Here is an 18,831-nt window from a genome sequence, read left to right as displayed (position 1 = left end):
TATTTTCCAATTATTATTCAGAGAATAATTTCTTTAGTCCTGACTGAACATAGCGATGTGAGATAACTTTAAAGATTGAAACAGACTTATCTTTGATAATATCGTTATCACCATAGTCATATTTTTTGTTCGATTCTCCATTACCAGCTCCCGCTCCAAAACTTAAAACTTGTGAGCTAGAGTTGTCATCGAACTTCCATCGATTAGTATTATTATTTGTTGTTTTTCTAACAGTTTTCTTTGCTGGTGCTGCAAGTCCCTTGGCAGGAAGCTTGGCCGAGACATTTTCAACTGCGTCTTGAAATGAAGGCTCTGTTGGTCTTAAGCGAGCGAATGCTTCACTTGCACCGTTACCATTAAAGATTGATACATTGTTGTTATCACCATAGCGGCCCGCTTGTTTTGCAAGCTCATCACTAATCTTACTAAGTCCAAGTCCTGTACTTTTCTTAAATGGATTTTCTAGCTTCTTTTTGATTGCATCCATCGCCTTGGCCGCCATGGCAGCTTGTGCATCAGTCGTTGAAGCATTGTAAGTTCCACCATTACCCTGAGTTGTTGCATTGGCCGCTTTGATTGCTTCCGTAACATCAAGTCCACCAAGTGAACTTAAAGCAGTAGGGGATACCGTAATCTTCTTACAAGCATTTTCTCCCTTATTATTTTTTAGCTTACGACAATTACACTCGCGATCAAACTTTCCATCAACATAGAAACAGCCTTGTGGATTCGTACTTTGAGCTGCTCGTGATGAGTCAGCTGATGCTACATATGATCCAGAATACTTATTCCAGTAGTCCTGACATGTCTTAGATTTCTCGCGGTTAGGATTCTTATTTCCTTGTGCTGTATAACAGTAACAAGCAGGGTTGCTTAAGCTATCTCTTCCATCTGGACAAAATGAAGCAACACTCTTTACATACTTCTCTTTTAAAATCTTAATCTGCTCAACATTCGATTTGGCATCTTTATTATTCTTCTTTGCTTGATTTGAAACAGTAAGTGCCGCAGGGACTGTTACTGCTGAGGCCACAATAACTGTACATGGATTATTAGTGATCGAGCGAAAGCCATTTGCCATATCGCTGAAATTCCACTTCGAAGCGCCACCAGCTTCACCTGGGGATTGGTTCATACAGCTTGTCCCAAATGATGAAAATGTCTCATAAACTGCAACAGCTGCTGCCGCTGTATATCCTAGGGCCAGTGTTTTATATTGTTTTGCCTGTTTTGAAGAAACATCTGCTAAATATTCTTGTTCTTTTTCTAGCATATCAAATGCCGCAATTTGAGCATTCTTCATTGTTTCAGGGTCTTTTGAGATTTCTTCGTATTCTTCTTTAAACTCTTTTGTTTTCTTCTTTACGTCTTCTTTGTTGATTTTTGTTTGATAGAAGCTATAGGCCGAGATCGCACCAACCAGCATACAAGACTTACAGCTTGAACGGTTTTCATCTTTTGATACTTCTGATGTATTAGTATCAGGGGCATTTGATTGCTGTTGCTTTGGGTCTACTGGAGCCGACTCATTTGTTGTTGATTTGGCAGCATCTTCTCCGTTAAAGAACTTAGGAACTACTAGGGCCGTAACTCCTGTAACGATCCCCCAAGCTTCTGCAAAGCCAGTTATTAAATTACCCTTACCTTTACTTTCAACATCACTATCGGAAACTCGTCCAGCATTTAGCTCATTAATTGTTTTTTGTTGTCTGGCATCGGCCGCTGCTTTCATACAAGCATTGCGTTCACTCTCACTCGATTTAGAGTCACAATCCTGATACTCATCTCGATTCTTTATTGAACCTTCTGTATACATACAACGATTCAAACTAGCGTTGAAAACCTGTCCTGTCGGGCAGTTTGTCGTCGCAAAGACTTCGAAGTGTCCAAGTGCAAAACTTAAAAATATGAGTGTTAAAATAATGCCTTTCATTTTTACTTTTCCTGCTTTTTTAGGCTATCAATCTAGTTACTTACTTAGTATAACAGCAAAGCCTAAGTTTTTAATAGTAGGGCAATTGCTGTTTTATCGTTTAAGTTTCTGTTATTACAGGGGTTTGGTTGTGAATTTTAGACGTTTGTTGGTGTTAATTTCTATTTTTGTAAGCCTTAAAACTGTGGCACTGCCATTAAGTGATCTGCAAACAGGTGATGTGATCTTGTTAGATATGGACTGTTTCAGTTGTGAGCTGATCGAAAATGAAACTGGTGGCCCATTTTCTCACTCAGGAATTGTTCTAAAACTAGGTTCTCAAGTTTATGTTGCTCAATCTCTTGGAAGCGTTCACCACCTGCCACTAAAATCATTTCTAGCATATTCGAATAAGGTCCCACACGTTATTCGTCCAAAGCATATTAATTTCTCAAAGAAAAGAAAATTAATTGAAAATTACAAGTCAATCTTTCTTGGAATGGACTTTGATCACGATTATCTTTGGGATGATGATAAGCTTTATTGTTCGGAGTTCATCTACAAGCTTCTTAAAAGCGTTTATGCTATTGAGAAGTTTAAACCAGCTCCAATGACCTATGATAAGAATCCTAAGGGATGGCAAATCTATTTCGGTGGAAAACTTCCTCCTAGTGGAAAGTTAGGGCTTTCTCCTAATGATTTCTTTTTCTCAACTGGTTTTGATGGTGACTTTAAAGATATGGGGCCGCTATATTAAATTGTGAATCAATTTAATCAGGCCCATAAAGAAAGCGATCACTTTCTCAAATCTCAGACTCTTATTGACTTAGTTCAAAAGGCCCTCACTCTTGTAAAGTTTGAGAGCGATAAAATTGAAGTCCTTGAGGTTGGATGTGGGCAAGGTCTAAATTTGGCCAATTTCAATTTCTCTCAATTATTAGGCATCGATATTTCTGAAGAGGCCATTTATAAGGCCCGCCAAAATTTTAACAATTTCGAATTTCAGTGTTTATCTAGCCTCAAGTTAGATCAGATCGAGCGCTCATTTGATCTTATTTTAGATGCTCACCAAATTCATTACTTACAATCTAAAGATGAAATTTCTCAGTATATAAGAAATGTCTTTAAGCGTTTGAATAGTGGGGGAGTTTTTTGTTTTGAAGCGATGGTTAAGAGCAAAGAGATGCTTCTTACTGACCTATCAGTTACAGTTCTCGACTACCTTGAATATGAGAAGATCGTGACTGAAGCAGGGTTTCGCATTATCTATTTGATGCTGCCAAATGGGCGTAAAATTATTGCAGATAAAAAAAGAAGGGCCGCTCTTTCGAGCGACCCGGATGTCTTACTGGTCATTGCTACTAAGGAAGACGTAGCAAATTAGTTACAGATTCCCAAAATATTTCCGACTATTCTTCGTCGTGTGGAGTACGCCCCACTTCTAATCTTTTCTCCTTTTGTTGCTTGAGTCTTTCTACATATAGAAAACGAATATCTCTTGCAGTTAGTACATCTCCATTTGCTAATTGGATTTGTGCACCATCTTTAAATCCTTCAAGATTCCCAAAAGTCTTTTTAATTTTTGCAACACTTGTGATGTCGAGGAATTCACCATTGAAGGTCTCAATTGCCATAGCGCGATCTAGTTTTTGGATCTGCTCTGGCGTGATTCTCTTCATAGTTCTTGCGTGAACTTTCTCTTGGATTGTTATCGATAACATAACTAATCCTAAAGTGATGTAAAGTGCTCTCCTTAATGTACTTTTCATAATGGCCTCTTTTCCGCTAAGTTCGTTCTTCCTGAAGCCTTCAGCTTTAAACATCCTGTTTAAGAGCTTTGTTGCTATAGTAAAAGCATGAACTGTGCCAAAAATTGAACACGTACAATCAGCTACTTAGAGATTTATGGGTGGTGTCGTATGGGAAAGGGGCGCTTTTTGGCCCTATCTATGAACAACAAAGGCCCCAAAATGGGGCCTTTATGCATATTTGATTTGTATTTTAGATTAAGCTTTTAGACAGTCTTCGGCCTGCTCTGGATTTTCTGTACACTCATCCTTCTTGTCGCAGAATTGGCAATCTTCACCAATTAGCTTTCCAAGTCCACCACATGAGCCTTGTAGCTTACGGTTAGAAATAATTACACCAACGGCCATTCCTGTAATTGATAGAGCAAGAACAGCGAAAGTAATTAGGAATAGTTTAATGTTAGCATCCATAAAATTCTCCAATAGAAAAATATCCGATTAGATTACTCTGTCACCTTATCAAATCCTGGCGTTGATGTCTCTAAATACTTTGCTGAACCATCGTCAGAACGATAGATGAAGAACGCCTTCAAGTTATTTTCTTTAGCGTAAGCAATTGCTTTCTTTGCACCCATGGCCATAAGGGCCGTTGCCCAAGCATCCGCATCCATACAAGTCTCAGAGATAACACTAACTGAAGCAAGTTGAGATTCAACAGGTGAACCTGATTTGAAATTTATTGTATGCTGGTAGCGCTTGCCACCTTCTTTGAAAAAATTTCGATAGTCGCCAGATGTTGCTAAGGCAACATTCTTGATTTTCACAACCTTCACAACTGGATTACCATCTTTATTACTAGGGGACTCAACACCAATACGCCACGGGCGTGTTAGAGATTCGCCCATTGTTCTAACTTCACCGCCAACTTCGACAAGAGCGTTCTTAATTCCTTTGGCCTGTAGAAGTTCAACAAGTGCATCAACACCGTAACCCTTGGCCGATGCAGATAAATCAAGATACACACCATCAATACTTTTTGTTAAGATGCCATCTTTAAAGATTATCTTTTCGTAACCAACTTTCTTCTTGGCCTCTTCAATATCTTCTTTTGAAGGAATCTTGCGTTTTCCAGTTGGACCAAATCCCCAAAGGTTTACAAGCGTTCCGATTGTTGGATCAAATGTACCATCAGTCTTCTTTGCAACGTCTAGGGCGTGCTTTAGAGTTCTGCTAAAGTCTGGGCCTGGATAGAATTTTTCACTCTTGGACATTTTATTAAAGAGTGAAATTTCTGAGTCATTGATGTAAGTACTCATGGCCTTGTTGACTTCATCTAATCTTATCTCAATATCTTTTTTTACCGAATCCTCGTCGAATCCATTAGGTGCAAGATACTTGATATGGTATGTCGTACCCATGGTCGGGCCAGTGGCACTATAAATTTGCAGTTTTTCACTTTGACATGAAGTTAACAGGCCTAATAAAAGGCCCATTCCAAATATAAAGATTTTGTTAATTCTCATTAATTAAACGCCTGTTCCTCAAGAATTTTTCTTTCGCTATCTAGGTCTCTATTGTCGGCCTTTTCTTCACTAAATTTTTCGCCGTAGCGCGCCTTAAGCTTTGTGATATTGCGCTCCATTACATCTTCAAATTTAATCCCAAGTTCATCACCAACGATGGCCATGTACCAGAAAAGATCACCAAGTTCTTCTGCTAGATTTACTCGGTCAAGCTCCTTACCATAGAATATATGCTTCTTTAGAGCATCGAGGAATTCTCCAGCTTCCGTCGAAAGACCAATTCCAGCGTGAAGAAGTCTCTTAATTCCATCGTCATTTAGACGTGTGTTCATCGCATCAAAATCTCTTGATTCTGTTCTAATTGCATCACTCATATATTTTTGTGAGTCCATAATTTCTCCTGTGAAAAGTTGGGTAGTTGATCGAACTTTATCACTTTGATTTTTATCTAGTCAAAGCTTGCCTGTGCAAAAAGAAAACTTCACGAACTGTTAAGATATAAGGTATATTAACGTGCCTAAATTATTAATTTTGTAATAGCCGCAAAGCGGTAAAATGGATTTAAATCAAATGGATAAATTCGACTTTTCAACACTATCAAGTTCAGACATTTCTTACATTGACTCTCTCTACGAACAATACGAATCAAACCCGATGGAAGTAGAAGAAAGTTGGCGCAACTTTTTTCTAGGTTTTGAATTCGGTGCCGGTAAAGGTAGCACAAGTGCCGGTGGTGAAGTAAGTGATGAGAAGTTACGTAAAGAATTCAACGTATTCAGACTAATTCAATCTTTTAGATCAAGAGGACATCTTCTTTCGGATACAAATCCAATTCGTCCAAGACTAGATCGTCATGCACGTATCTCTCTTCAAGACTATGATCTAACAGATGCTGATTTAAACGAAGTATTCACTTGTGGTGAGTTTGTTGGCCTTGGTGCTACGACTCTAAAAAATATCATGGACCACATGATGAAGCTTTACTGTGGAAAGATCGGTGTTGAGTATATGCACTCAACTGATACTGAGATGAGACGTTGGTTTAGAGAAGAGTTTGAAACAACTTACCTGAACAAAAATTTCGATGTTGATAAGAAAAAAAGAATCCTACACAAATTGAATGAAGCAAATGTTTTTGAAAACTTTCTTCAAACAAAATATACGGGACAAAAAAGATTTTCACTTGAAGGTGGAGAGTCGACAATCCCAGGGCTTGATGCATTTATTAACGAAGGTGCAAGACTAGGTGCTAAAGAATTTATTATCGGTATGGCACACCGTGGACGTCTAAACGTTCTAGCTAATACTCTAGGGAAAACTTATGAGTATATCTTTTCTGAATTTGAAGGAAACTCTCTTGAGCAACTTGCTGGTCAAGGTGATGGTGATGTTAAGTATCACATGGGATTTACTTCAGTAACTAAGACTGAAGATAATAGCGAAGTTTACTTAAAGCTTCTTCCAAACCCATCACACTTAGAAACAGTTTCACCAGTAGCAACTGGTTATGCTCGTGCTCAAATTGATATTGCTTACGATGGAGATGAGAGCAAGATTATCCCAATTGTTATTCACGGTGATGCGGCCGTTGCGGGACAAGGGATTGTTTACGAAACACTTCAAATGTCTGAGCTTCCAGGTTACCGCACTGGTGGATCTCTTCACTTTGTTATTAATAACCAAATTGGTTTTACTACTGACTTTACAGATGCCCGTTCATCACACTACTCAACATCTGTTGCTAAGATGCTAAATATTCCAGTTATTCACGTAAATGGTGATTGTCCAGAAGACGTTGTTTACGCATGTGAGCTTGCAGTTAAGTTCAGACAAAAATTTAAGCGCGATGTTTTCGTTGATATGGTTTGTTACCGTAAGCACGGACACAACGAAGGTGATGAGCCGAAGTATACTCAACCAGAATTATACGGGATGATTTCAAAGCATAAGAATCCTCGTGAAATGTATATTGAAGAGCTTGCTAGTCACGGTGCAGTTGATAAGGCCGTGGCAAAAGAAATGCAAGAAGAATACAAAAACCTTCTTTCGGATCGTTTTAACAATGTTAAGCAAAATGTAATTCCTAAGAAAGTTCCAGGGCCTCACCAGCAGTGGAAGAACGTTCGTTTTTCAACTCTAGAGGATTTTACTAATTCACCTGATACAAGTGTTGATAAGAAGACACTTGAGAATATTATTTCATCAATCACGCAGACTCCTGAAGGATTTAAAACTCTAAGAAAAGCACAAAAGCTTCTTGATCAAAGAAAGGCTTCTTTTGAAAATGGTCAAATTGATTGGGCACTTGCTGAGTTATTTGCGTACGGCTCGATCCTAACTGAAGGTAACGATGTACGCTTCTCTGGTGAAGACGTTATTCGTGGGACATTCTCACACCGTCACGCAAAAGTTTTTGATGAGAAAACAAATAAAGCATACTGTGGCCTTGAGCACCTAACGACAGGTCAAGGAAACTTCTATATCTATAACTCACTTCTTTCTGAGTATGCGGTACTTGCATTTGAATATGGTTACTCGCAAGCAACACCTCACGCTCTTAATATCTGGGAAGCACAATTTGGTGACTTCACTAACGGTGCTCAAATCGTAATAGATCAGTTCATTTCAGCAGCAGAAAGTAAGTGGAGAAGAATGTGTAACTTAGTAATGCTTCTGCCTCACGGTTATGAAGGAGCAGGACCTGAACACTCTTCTTGTCGTCCAGAAAGGTTCTTACAGCAATGTGCTGAAGAGAATATGGTTGTTTGTAATATTACAACTCCAGCAAATATGTTCCATGCTCTTAGACGTCAGCTTAAGTGGGAGTTTAGAAAGCCTCTTGTTGTTTTCACTCCGAAGTCACTTTTAAGACATCCTCTATGCCAGTCAAAAGTTGAAGACTTCACAACTGGTAAGTTTGAAGAAGTATTTGATGATACTTGGGTGAACCCAAAAGACGTTAAGAAGGTCGTTCTTTGTACAGGTAAGATTTACTACGATCTACTTAAGTACCAACAAGAAAATGATCGTAAAGATGTTGCAGTTGTTCGTCTTGAACAATTATATCCTCTTCCAACTGAAAAAATTAAGGCGATCCTTGATAAGTATCCAAACGCAACACATCGTTGGGTACAAGAAGAGCCTTCAAATATGGGAGCATGGATGCACTTAAATCGCTGGCGCGATACTTTTAGAGATATTGATTGTATCTCAAGAAAAGCTTCGGCATCTCCTGCGACAGGATACGCTTCAGTACACATGAAAGAACAAGAAACAATTGTAGAGAATGCATTTAAATAAATAAGGAAAAGAAAATGGCAATCGTAAAAATTACTATTCCACCAATTGGTGAATCAATTACAGAAGTTGCTCTAGGTGAGTGGCTAGTAGCTGACGGTGACTATGTTAGTGAAGGTGATGAACTAGTTGAAGTTGAATCAGATAAAGCAACACTTCCTCTTCCTGCGGAAGAAAGTGGTATCATTAGAATTATCGCAGAAGAAGGTGCTGAACTTGAAATTGGTGCTGTTGTAGCTGAGTTAGATACATCTGCAGCTCCGACACAAGCTTCAAGTGATGATGCTCCTACAACAGTTGAAACTCCAAATACACCGGCAAGTGCTCCAGTTTCGGGTGGGGATAAGAATTATCCATCTCCAGCTGCTGCAAAAATTCTTGCAGAAAAAGGCGTTAGTGCTGGTTCAGTTGCTGGTTCAGGTAAAGATGGACGTATCACTAAGGCTGATGCAATGAACGCAAGTGCTGCTCCAAAAGCTGCTCCTGCTGCCGCTGCAAAGCCTGCTCCTGCACAGGAAATTGCTGTTCAAGCTCCAATGGGTGGTGCAAGTAGAGCAAAAGAAGAAGTAAAAATGAAGCGTATTCGTAAGACAATTGCTAAGCGTCTTGTGGAAGCAAAGAATACGACTGCAATGCTTACGACATTTAACGAAGTTGATATGTTCAATGTAATGGAGCTTCGTAAGAAATATAAAGATGCTTTCAAAGACAAGCACGACATCGGACTAGGTTTCATGTCTTTCTTCACAAAAGCATGTACAAAAGCACTTATGGAAATCAAAGGTGTTAATGCACAAATTGATGGTGAAAATATCATCTATCACGACTATGCAGATGTTGGTATCGCGGTATCAACTCCAAAAGGTCTTGTTGTTCCAGTAATTAGAAACGCAGAAAGCTTAAGCCTTGCTCAAATTGAAAAAGAAGTAAGAAGACTTGCTCTTAAAGGGCGTGATGGAAAGCTTACAGTAGATGAAATGACTGGTGGTACATTCACTATCACAAATGGTGGTGTTTTCGGTTCAATGCTTTCAACTCCAATTATTAACGTTCCACAATCAGCGATTCTAGGAATGCACAATATTGTTGAAAGACCAGTAGCTGTAAACGGTCAGGTTGTTATTCACCCTGTAATGTACTTAGCACTTTCTTATGACCACAGAATCATCGATGGTAAGGAATCAGTAACATTCCTTAAGATGGTTAAAGAGATGATTGAGGATCCGGCCAGAATGCTACTGGACATCTAATAAGTATATTAAAGAAGATTAAGGATTATATATGAGTAAAGAATTTGATGTTGTTGTTATTGGTTCAGGCCCTGGTGGATATATCAGTGCCGTACGTTGCGCGCAACTTGGTATGAAGACAGCAATCGTAGAAAAATATAATACACTTGGTGGAACATGCTTAAACGTTGGATGTATTCCATCGAAAGCATGGCTTGATTCAAGTGAGAAATTTCATGAAGCAACTCATGAATTTGAAGCACACGGAATCACAACAGGTAAAGTAAAGGCCGATATTAAGAAGATGGCAGAGCGTGTAGCTGGTGTTGTTGCAGATACTTCTGGTGGTATTACTTACTTAATGGGTAAGAATAAAGTTGAGACTTTCCATGGGTTTGGATCTTTCGTTGATGCTCATACTCTTAAAGTTTCAGGTGAGAAAGAGGAAACTCTTAAGGCCAAACACTTCATTATTGCAACTGGTTCAAAGCCAGCGACAATCCCTGGGATTGAAATTGATAAAGAAAGAATTATCACTTCAACTGAGGCCCTAAAGCTTGAAACACTTCCAAAGCACTTCATCGTAATTGGTGGTGGTGTTATTGGTCTAGAGCTTGGTTCAGTATTTTTAAGACTTGGTTCTAAAGTTTCTGTTGTCGAGTATGCAGATTCAATTCTTGCGACAATGGATAAAGACTGTGCAAAAGAGATGACTAAAGTTCTTAAGAAACAAGGTATGGAATTCTATACTGGTCACGGTGTAACTGAAGTTGTTAGAAAGGGCGAGAAGGTAATCGTAAAAGCTAAGAATAAGAAGAACGATGAAGAAATCAAATTAGACGGTGACTACTGTCTAATGGCAGTTGGACGTCGTCCATATACTGACAATCTTGGTCTTGAAAATGCTGGTGTAAATCTTGATGAGCGTGGGCGTGTTATCACTGACGATCATTTAAGAACTAACGTTTCTCATATCTATGCGATTGGTGATGTTACAACAGGTGCTATGCTTGCTCACAAAGCTGAGGAAGAAGGTGTTGTTTGTGCTGAAATCATTGCTGGTCAAAAACCACATATTAACTACAATCTAATTCCAGGTGTTGTTTATACTTGGCCAGAGGTTGCTTCAGTTGGTGTAACAGAACAAGAGCTAAAAGCTAATAAGACTCCATATAAAGCAGGGAAGTTTCCATTTAAAGCAAGTGGACGTGCTCGTGCTTCAAACGAATCAGCTGGTTTTGTAAAAGTACTTGCTTGTAAAGAAACAGATGAGATTTTAGGAGTACACATTGTCGGTCCTCGTGCTGCTGACTTAATTGCAGAAGCAGTTGTGGCAATGGAATTTAGAGCTGCTGCTGAGGATATTGGACGCATTTGTCATGCGCACCCAACTTACTCTGAAGCATTCAAAGAAGCTGCTCTTGATGCTTTTGATAAAAAACCTTTGAACATCTAAGCAAATATTTTAAAGGCACCTTAGGGTGCCTTTTTTATTTCACCTGAAGACAACTCAAAACTCCCATCCAAAAATATTTTTCGAATTAAATAACCATCAACTTTTTCATTTGCTCGACGCTTTTGAATGAGAAGTTGTATCGGTTTTGAGAAGTTACAAGAGTTGGCCGTCTCTAAATCTTCATTAAAGAAAATTGTTCGAGGTGGACACTTAAGTTCAAGGGTAATTTTATCTTTCTCATCAAAGTAGTGGGCTAGGCCTTCTGATTCTGCTAACCATGGCCTTTGATCGTTGACGATGATAACTTCATCTTCTTTTTTTTGAAACGCTTTAAATGCCTTATATAAGCTTGATTCTGATGGCCTTGTAAAAAGATAGCTATGAGGATTGTGACGGGCAAAGTTTAGTTTTGTTAGGACTTCTTTTTGAGAAAAGCTATGTCCTAAACGGTTTAGAAGTTCGCCATGCGACTCAATAGCAACGACAGGAGCATTAAGTTGGGTGATAATATCATCAAGAATTTTACCAACTGGAAAATAGAGAAAGAAGTAATCAATTTTATGGTTTTTAATTAATTCCTCTTTAAAGACATCGTTGATAAAAATATGTTTTGTGTCTTTGAGTTTGTCGAGGCCATATTCGATGCGCTCTTTGACTGGTTCAATACTAATGACTTTAATATTTGGAAAGAAGTGATTGGCCACGAATGCCATCTTTGCATAGGATGCGCCAATATCACATACTGTGAGTTCTTTATAATTCTCTAATTCATTTAGCTTTTGTAGAATTTCATAAAAGTCTAAGAGTGAGGTATTAATGGCCTCTTCTTTTAGGCCACATAGGTAGAGTTCTTCGGAAGATTTTAAATTATTCTTATTTAAAATCTCTTCGGTGATTTCAATAACTTCTGTTTGAAAGCCTATTAAATCGGCCAATTTTTCTTCTTTTTTTTGTAAGTGGTTTTTATTGTAATTATCCAAAAATCAATACCTTATTTGGTTTCAAATAGAAGTTTGTAAACAAAAACAGAGTAAATAGCTAATATTATTAAATTTTAGTTTAAATCTTACCGATATACTAGAAAGAATAGTAGAGGAAGTATTGAAGAAACTTTTCATTGCAGACACATTCACAACTTTTAGAGAGATCGATCTTAATGATCTCTATATTGAAGCGCTTTCTGGAATCGTTTTTTCAAACCAATTTGGTTTTGACGTTAAAAAGTCTCAATGGGTTGAGTTGTCTAAGATGAGTTTACCTCGTGTAATTACAGATGCTCTTAAGCAAGCTCCTGAGACATTTGAAAAACCAGCTTCGGCACCAAATGGATACATTATTAAATTGGAAGAATTAGAAATTAAGAATAATCATAATAATGATCTATTAGATGCAATTTCAAAAATTGTAAAAGAAGAAGTTTCTGCAATTGGTGTACAACTTCGAGAAGAGTTTAGTGAGAAAATTTCCTCTGTAGAAGAGAGAATCGGTGATATCACGCAACTTGTTGGCTCTTCGAGTGGTGATCGTAGTGAGGCCATTCTTACAAAATTAGAGTCTGTGTTAGATGAAACAAGTTTAATTAGCGATGTAAATCGTAAGATTACAAAAGTTCTATCAACAACGCGTGAACTTGAGGATGGAAATACTAATACTCAAGAATATCAATCAAAGTTTAATGCTCTTAAAATAAAATATAAAAATCTTGCAGTTGAAAATAAATTAGCAAGAAAGAATCTTTCAAAGGTTATTGCTAAGGCCAAGGCCTTAAATGCTAAGTTAGAAGTCGCTGAACAAGAGTTAGCAAATTTTAAATCATACACAGATAGCAAGATTGGAATTTCGGCCGTAAATGATTCAGTTGAAATTGAAGAAGTTGTTAGCGAAGATAACACTCCAAGTACTCCAAGGATTAACCTCATTCCTCGTGACTCTCTTGTACTAGAAGACGAAGATCGTACGGTTGAAATTGATCTTAGTGAAGAGGCCACTGGTGAGTTTGATATCTCTAGTGGAGGGCTTGAAATTGCAACACGTGCACAAGCTGATGATGAAGAACTTGATCGCTTGAATATAGAAGGCCTTAAGAACGGTAAGTCGTTTGAAATTTCAAATAAGAAAACATGGCAATACGATACAGGAGCTGGCGTTGTCGGTCCTTTACGTTTTGATGAAATGCTTGTTGATTTTGAAAAGAAGATTGTTACGTCTTCCACTCTTGTTAAAAAGAAGGCAGGTGCACCTTGGGTTGCAGCAAAAGACTGTCTTGAGCTTAATACACAAGCACAACTAATATTTGAAGATAAAGAAAATCCTGAAAATAATAAGTATCAAATCGAAAGAACTGAGTATCGTGTCGAATTACAAGAACTAGTTTCATTCTCGCTTGTTGGTGTTCAAAAAGAGTATAAGGGATACCTTACTAACTTATCACTAAGTGGTGGCTTTGTTGAAGTGACTAAGTTTGAGAAAGAATTTGACAAAAATACTCGTGGAACGATTTATATCTCAGAGGGGATTTTTGGCCGCGCTGTCGCTATTGACTTCACAATCATGAGGGCATCTAAGAATCGTCCAAGAGGCTTTGGTCTTCGTTTTGAGTCTGTTTCAGACGCAATTATGGAAGTTATCGGAGAGTGTATGATTGATATTCTCAACGATAATGAAGAAGCAAAAAAAGCAGCTTAATCAACTATTTCGCAATGCACATTAAAAAAACAGACTAGATCAGTCTAAGTTCTTGAAAAAATAAATGTATCCGTTGATAATTAAGAAAAGGAAATGGTGGTTCGGGCGGGACTTGAACCCGCACGGGGTTGCCCCCACTGGATTTTAAATCCAGATTGTCTACCAATTCCAACACCGAACCGCTATTTGTGTTTAACGATTTTGGACTATAACGTGTATATTTGTCAATTCAAAAAAACTACTAAATTCATTTTTCTTTTACTTGCAATTTTTATTGTAGGTTGTGCAACAAAAAAAATTGTCCTTCCCACATCGCAAGTTAAGCCTACTTGGTTTGCAGGAGAGGGGAATTTTAATTATCTAACTTATGAAGGTAGAGTTGTTCCTCACTTATTCTTCGACTTTGCACCTCGTATGGATATGCGTACTAAACTTGTAGACGTTTTTATTACGACGCCCCGTGATAGTGAAGTTAACTTTGAGCTCGATTTAGTTAGTGGACGAATTTTTAAAGAAAGAAAATTATGTAAAGAAAAAGACATCTGGAATGATTATACTTCTAAAGTTCATACTCCAAATTTTTCTTGGGCCGTGATTCCAAGACTTCTTGGGCGTAATGGAAAACCTCAACGTGTAGCTGTTTTTGGTGATCTAAAATACCTTGTTGATGGAAGTTTTCCACGAGAAGAAACTGTTCAGGTACAAATAATCGGAGGGTATATCTTGAAGTCTTGTTTAACAGGACTATGCGACCTAAATGATGACTGGGAGTCTGAAGTTATACTTGTTGCAAAAAGTATGCTTGATGAGTCTCTTCAAGAAGTACAGGGCCTAAATACTCTAAAAAAATATGTGGATTGGGGATATGCCAAAGCATTTATTGAAAACTCAATGGGAAGAAATGATGTCGGCCGAAAATTAAAGGGTGCTTATCGTCTTGAGTCTCCAATTCTTCCAAATCGCGCCCTGAAGTATGTTATAAACTCTGGTCATCTATTTTCTAATGATGAACTTCAAACACTAAAAACATCTTGCCGAAAAGTTTATGATGATGCTCTTGATATTTTTCAAAAAGAAGAAGGGCTTTCGAAACGCTTTATCGACTTTTATCGTAATCACCTTGATCGATTCAGTCTATGTCGTAAATATGTTCGACCTTTCAATATACAAAAAGAGAAAGATAAACATTGGAAACTTGAGTTCTTAACTGCTTTTGAAAATGCTGTTCATACAGGTTACTATTTTGATTGTCGCTTAAAGACATGGGTTCGCAACGTGAGAAATAGTAAAGGTAAATTCGTTGTGGATCAAAGAAAATTAATTGGAGGTTGTCGAGATAATGAAATTGCTGCTTCATTTCCTGCAGCGATAACATTATTATCTAGTGCATCCAATTCGGGAGCACCATACTATCGTTATATTGAATATGATAGTGGGGCAGACACATTCAATCAAAAGATATATAATTGGGTGTGGTCAAATGGAAAGAAACAAAGCTGTGCTCCTAAAGAAGAGAATTCAGCGCCGATTTTTCCTTATGATGTAAGATTCACTTTAGAGTAATTGGAAAACTAAATAGATGAATATTTTTGAAGTAACAGATATAGTTCAAGTTAAGTCAAAGGCCGAGCTTTCAATGTTAATGCTGGCACACTTTGATGATCAGCATATTGTCTTTACTGGCCTATCTTGTATAGATCTTCTAAATGCTAACGACTTAAAGGATAAATATAATCTTTTAAATTCTCGTTTCTTATTGATTTATCAATTTCAAAATCTAAATGATCATAAACGAATTTTTTATGCACTAGCTTTAAGTTATGGGCAAACGGCACAATCTTTTGGACACTTATTTGAGTCAATGACTTGGTTTGAAGCAGAAGTTAGTCGTAACTATGGTGTACATTTTTATCGCAAAACAGATCGCATACAATATGAGATTGTCTCTCCTAAAGCAATGTACTATTTAGAGAAGGATAATCATCTTCTAGATGAATCTCAGCTCGAACTTTGCTCTGATTACTTTGCGCCTTTAAGTGTTACAGGGGAAGAAATTGAAGTTCCTATTCGAAAATTTGACTCGTCAATTTCAGATTCTAAAATTCGTTTTAATATAGATGAAGATCATATCGATGATGTTGCGTTTGACTTTGATTTTAATAAATCAAAATCAATAGAAAAGAATATCGAAGGTAAGGGAGTTGATGAGGCTATTTCGCTTTTATTAGATTCTGATCTTCCTCTAAAGAATATTACATCTCTTCTTGCTCTCGAACTCAACGAGTACATTACAAGCAAAGTTAATAGTAGTGCTGTGAAAATTCATCGCATGTTTATTTATGAAATTTTTTGTGCACTTGAAAACTTAAAATGTTTAGAAAGAGTATTTAATCGATCTTCTTTCAATGAAGTTTATCAGATCCTAAATCATCAAGTTGAAACTCTTTCAGGCTTAATTAATATAACTGATATTAAAACGAAAGATGATCTTGTAAAACTTATTAATACTGAAGATCGCAAATGGGTTTATGATGTTAGAGATCGTATTCATGACTATCAAGATGTCGTTACTGATATTTTAGCGACAGTTGAGGGGAATAAATTCTTTCTCAATTTAGATAATTATTTTAATTCTAATCTTGCTGCTTTAGGCTTCTCTCTTAAGTCTATGCCACTACAAAGTTATGGTTATCAATACAATATCAAAAAGTATGAGCCTTTCTATGAGTACAATGATCTGGCAAAAGCGGAATTCTTGGCCCTAAAGGGAACAACTTACGAATTACTTTTAATTCGATTAAAAGAACTAAAAAATACATATTCAAATATTATAAAAATTTGTGAAGAGTATCCTATTATTAGAAATGAAAGTGATACTGATACAAATATAACTAAATCTGGAATTTTTCTTGCTACAACTCAGGTTTCATCTGGTGAAGTTTCAATCCTATCGTATATTAAAGAAGATGGTATGTTAGATCGATTTCACTTAATGTCACCAACAATGGCAAACTTAAAATACTTCTCTAAAAGATTAAAGAAATTTGCACTTTCACAAATTGCTTGTGAGTGGAATGCTTTAGGAATTAGTGAAGAGGAAATTATAAAATGATTCTTTCAAAAAATATTTATAGAAATAGATGGCGCCTTGCAATTTTTATCAAAAGAGTTGCTCTGTATATAAAGTTAAAAAGACTTCAGTAGGTCACGTACTAAAATTTCATTTTCTGAAAAGACAAGTGGTGTTTGTGCAAATAGCGGAGCTATTTGATTGATAAATAGACTTCGGTCTTGTTCGATTGCACCAAAGGACTTTGTAATTGGAGTCACCATCTGAGTATCTAAGAATGGAATTGCGTATTGCTTGATGACAGAAAGAATTGCTAGTAAAGCAATTTTTGAAGCATTTGATTCCTTGTAGAACATTGATTCACCACTTAAGAAGTGTCCCATGCTTACGCCGTAGAGTCCTCCAATTAGGTCTTTTTCTTGATTCCATACCTCGACACTATAAGCAAGATTTTGATGAAAAAGATTAAAGTAGCCTTCGACGATTTCATCAGTAATCCAAGTTCCTTCAATGGAGTCTGAGTGAATCTGCTGACAGTTTCTGATCACAGATAGAAAGTCTTTGTTAAAGGTAACAGTCCAGTCACACTTTTTTATAAACTTAATAAGAGAACGACTTATTTGAATGTCTTCAAGGCGAATAACTCCTCTTTGTGGAGGGGAAAACCAAGCTAGGGGATACTCTTGAGATATTGGCCATGGAAAGATTCCATTTTGATACGCCAATAAAAGGGAGTCATGGTGGAGATCTCCACCAATAGCTAGTAGCCCTTGCTCATCTGCGACTTCGACTGGTGGGAATTCAATTATTGGCACTAATCATGGCCTCCATCATAAGAGCACTCATTGCGGCCCCTACTTCAAGTGTTGTTCGAGAGCCTTCTTCGCTTAAGCCTACAAGTGGAGCAATTTCAACCATGTCTGCACCAGTTAGGTAAAAGGCATTAGTAAACTCTTTTATCATTATAGCACATTCGTGTGGCATCAGTCCCTCTGGTTCAGGTGTGCCTGTTGCGCTGGCAACACTTTCATCGAGGGCATCAATATCAAAGCTAATATAAATTTCTTCAATTCCTTGGGCCTTAAGTTCTGCTACTGTTTTAAGTGCTAATTCTTTTGCTCCTATTTCCTTAACGTCTTTTGCCCAATACTGATTGAGTCCAAATTCACTTTCCCAGTGTTCTTTTGATTTTCCAGTTGAACGAATGCCAAATTGATAGCAATGCTTTGGTGTTTCAAGATCATCCAGAACATGAGTTAGCCAAGAACCAAAACAATAATCAATACCAAGTCTTTCTCTTAACAGGTCAGTATGCGCATCAAAGTGAATAAGGCCTACTTTCTTTCCAAGTGATCTTCTATTGTTGATCCATGATTTTACTAGTGGAAAACTTACTGAGTGATCTCCACCGATACTGAAGATTTTTAAATCCTTATTATGTTTAAAGACTTCATCAACACTTGCTTTGGCAATACTTAGTGGAGAGACACTTAAGTTCTTTCCACCGTACAATGCATTTTGTGCACTCTTTATTGTTTCATCATTTAAGTACTTGTCATGCAGAAGGTGAGGAATAACTCTAATATCACCTAGGTCAAAACATTGCTTATAAGTATCTAAATGGTCTTCGATTAATGTGTTTCTTAAGAATAAAGGTCCCCAGTTTGCACCTCTTTGGATCCCTCCTCCACAGTCGGATGCGACACCAAGAATTGCACAACCTTTTACGTTAGAAAGTTTGTTAAGTTCATTACTCCATGCCGATCTGATTGCGGCATCTTCAGTCGTTTTATAAAGCACTTGAGTTAGCTTATCTTTTCTCTCTTTTGCTGTGTTAACTGTGAATACACCAAAGCCTGGAGGGCAAAGGTAGTCATTTAATAATGTTTCATTCTTGTCACTCATATATAT

The 18,831-nt window shown here is 37.4% G+C and carries 16 protein-coding genes and 1 tRNA gene; 8 read left to right on the top strand and 9 right to left on the bottom strand.

Translation table 11 applies throughout. From position 1 onward, the window contains the following. Positions 1-13: 13 nt before the first annotated feature. On the bottom strand, positions 14-1,933 hold the full coding sequence (locus ACMAYS_RS03380) for a hypothetical protein (RefSeq protein WP_103216926.1): 1,920 nt from the start codon (positions 1,931-1,933) through the stop codon (positions 14-16). 130 nt (positions 1,934-2,063) lie between these two features. Here ACMAYS_RS03380 and ACMAYS_RS03375 point away from each other — a divergent pair, with 130 nt between their 5' ends. Continuing rightward, the gene (locus ACMAYS_RS03375; RefSeq protein ID WP_158246788.1) at positions 2,064-2,669 is read left to right on the top strand and encodes a YiiX/YebB-like N1pC/P60 family cysteine hydrolase; all 606 of its coding nucleotides are present in this window, start codon (positions 2,064-2,066) and stop codon (positions 2,667-2,669) included. Between the two features lie 3 nt (positions 2,670-2,672). Then, positions 2,673-3,296 (top strand): class I SAM-dependent methyltransferase, encoded by a 624-nt coding sequence (locus tag ACMAYS_RS03370; RefSeq protein ID WP_158246789.1) that lies wholly within the window; start codon positions 2,673-2,675, stop codon positions 3,294-3,296. 25 nt (positions 3,297-3,321) lie between these two features. On the opposite strand, the gene ACMAYS_RS03365 is transcribed toward ACMAYS_RS03370, so the two are convergent. The 4 genes from ACMAYS_RS03365 to ACMAYS_RS03350 form a co-directional block, all read right to left on the bottom strand. Continuing rightward, entirely contained in the window at positions 3,322-3,681 is a 360-nt protein-coding gene (locus ACMAYS_RS03365; RefSeq protein ID WP_146037773.1) for a hypothetical protein, read from the bottom strand. Between the two features lie 237 nt (positions 3,682-3,918). Continuing rightward, positions 3,919-4,131, bottom strand: a complete 213-nt coding sequence (nqrM, locus tag ACMAYS_RS03360) for a (Na+)-NQR maturation NqrM (RefSeq protein ID WP_103216930.1) — start codon at positions 4,129-4,131, stop codon at positions 3,919-3,921. A gap of 32 nt (positions 4,132-4,163) precedes the next feature. Next, positions 4,164-5,183, bottom strand: coding sequence for an FAD:protein FMN transferase (locus ACMAYS_RS03355; protein WP_412462738.1), 1,020 nt, complete (start codon positions 5,181-5,183; stop codon positions 4,164-4,166). Further along, positions 5,183-5,575 carry a nucleoside triphosphate pyrophosphohydrolase family protein gene (locus ACMAYS_RS03350; protein ID WP_103216932.1) on the bottom strand — a complete coding sequence of 131 codons (393 nt, stop codon included), beginning with the start codon at positions 5,573-5,575 and terminating at the stop codon, positions 5,183-5,185. The genes ACMAYS_RS03355 and ACMAYS_RS03350 overlap by 1 nt, the downstream gene beginning before the upstream one ends. A 163-nt stretch (positions 5,576-5,738) precedes the next feature. Here ACMAYS_RS03350 and ACMAYS_RS03345 point away from each other — a divergent pair, with 163 nt between their 5' ends. Genes ACMAYS_RS03345 through lpdA form a run of 3 tightly spaced genes read left to right on the top strand, consistent with a single transcriptional unit; the run spans position 5,739 to position 11,165 of the window. Then, positions 5,739-8,483, top strand: a complete 2,745-nt coding sequence (locus ACMAYS_RS03345) for a 2-oxoglutarate dehydrogenase E1 component (RefSeq protein ID WP_392991556.1) — start codon at positions 5,739-5,741, stop codon at positions 8,481-8,483. Positions 8,484-8,497: 14 nt separating this feature from the next. Next, positions 8,498-9,730 (top strand): 2-oxoglutarate dehydrogenase complex dihydrolipoyllysine-residue succinyltransferase, encoded by a 1,233-nt coding sequence (gene odhB / locus ACMAYS_RS03340; protein WP_103216933.1) that lies wholly within the window; start codon positions 8,498-8,500, stop codon positions 9,728-9,730. A gap of 31 nt (positions 9,731-9,761) precedes the next feature. Further along, the gene (lpdA, locus tag ACMAYS_RS03335; RefSeq protein WP_103216934.1) at positions 9,762-11,165 is read left to right on the top strand and encodes a dihydrolipoyl dehydrogenase; all 1,404 of its coding nucleotides are present in this window, start codon (positions 9,762-9,764) and stop codon (positions 11,163-11,165) included. Between the two features lie 20 nt (positions 11,166-11,185). Here the strand turns inward: lpdA and ACMAYS_RS03330 are convergent, their stop codons facing one another. Then, positions 11,186-12,100, bottom strand: a complete 915-nt coding sequence (locus tag ACMAYS_RS03330) for a hypothetical protein (RefSeq protein WP_412462737.1) — start codon at positions 12,098-12,100, stop codon at positions 11,186-11,188. Positions 12,101-12,266: 166 nt separating this feature from the next. Here ACMAYS_RS03330 and ACMAYS_RS03325 point away from each other — a divergent pair, with 166 nt between their 5' ends. After that, on the top strand, positions 12,267-13,850 hold the full coding sequence (locus ACMAYS_RS03325; protein ID WP_412462736.1) for a PilZ domain-containing protein: 1,584 nt from the start codon (positions 12,267-12,269) through the stop codon (positions 13,848-13,850). Between the two features lie 94 nt (positions 13,851-13,944). Here ACMAYS_RS03325 and ACMAYS_RS03320 read toward each other — a convergent pair. After that, a tRNA-Leu gene (locus tag ACMAYS_RS03320) sits at positions 13,945-14,031 on the bottom strand. A gap of 32 nt (positions 14,032-14,063) precedes the next feature. Between ACMAYS_RS03320 and ACMAYS_RS03315 the strand changes: the two genes are divergently transcribed. Then, positions 14,064-15,413 carry a hypothetical protein gene (locus ACMAYS_RS03315; protein WP_103217555.1) on the top strand — a complete coding sequence of 450 codons (1,350 nt, stop codon included), beginning with the start codon at positions 14,064-14,066 and terminating at the stop codon, positions 15,411-15,413. A gap of 16 nt (positions 15,414-15,429) precedes the next feature. Further along, on the top strand, positions 15,430-16,962 hold the full coding sequence (locus tag ACMAYS_RS03310) for a hypothetical protein (protein WP_412462735.1): 1,533 nt from the start codon (positions 15,430-15,432) through the stop codon (positions 16,960-16,962). Between the two features lie 74 nt (positions 16,963-17,036). Here ACMAYS_RS03310 and aat read toward each other — a convergent pair whose 3' ends face one another. Both aat and ACMAYS_RS03300 read right to left on the bottom strand, forming a co-directional pair. Further along, on the bottom strand, positions 17,037-17,735 hold the full coding sequence (gene aat, locus ACMAYS_RS03305; protein WP_412462734.1) for a leucyl/phenylalanyl-tRNA--protein transferase: 699 nt from the start codon (positions 17,733-17,735) through the stop codon (positions 17,037-17,039). Beyond that, positions 17,722-18,825: an arginase family protein gene (locus tag ACMAYS_RS03300; RefSeq protein WP_412462733.1), complete on the bottom strand. Its 1,104-nt coding sequence runs from the start codon at positions 18,823-18,825 to the stop codon at positions 17,722-17,724. The genes aat and ACMAYS_RS03300 overlap by 14 nt, the downstream gene beginning before the upstream one ends. Positions 18,826-18,831 lie beyond the last annotated feature (6 nt).

The organism is Halobacteriovorax sp. RT-2-6 (genome assembly GCF_047085025.1).
In the GTDB taxonomy this organism is placed as follows: domain Bacteria; phylum Bdellovibrionota; class Bacteriovoracia; order Bacteriovoracales; family Bacteriovoracaceae; genus Halobacteriovorax_A.
This window is presented reverse-complemented; position numbering and strand designations above follow the sequence as displayed.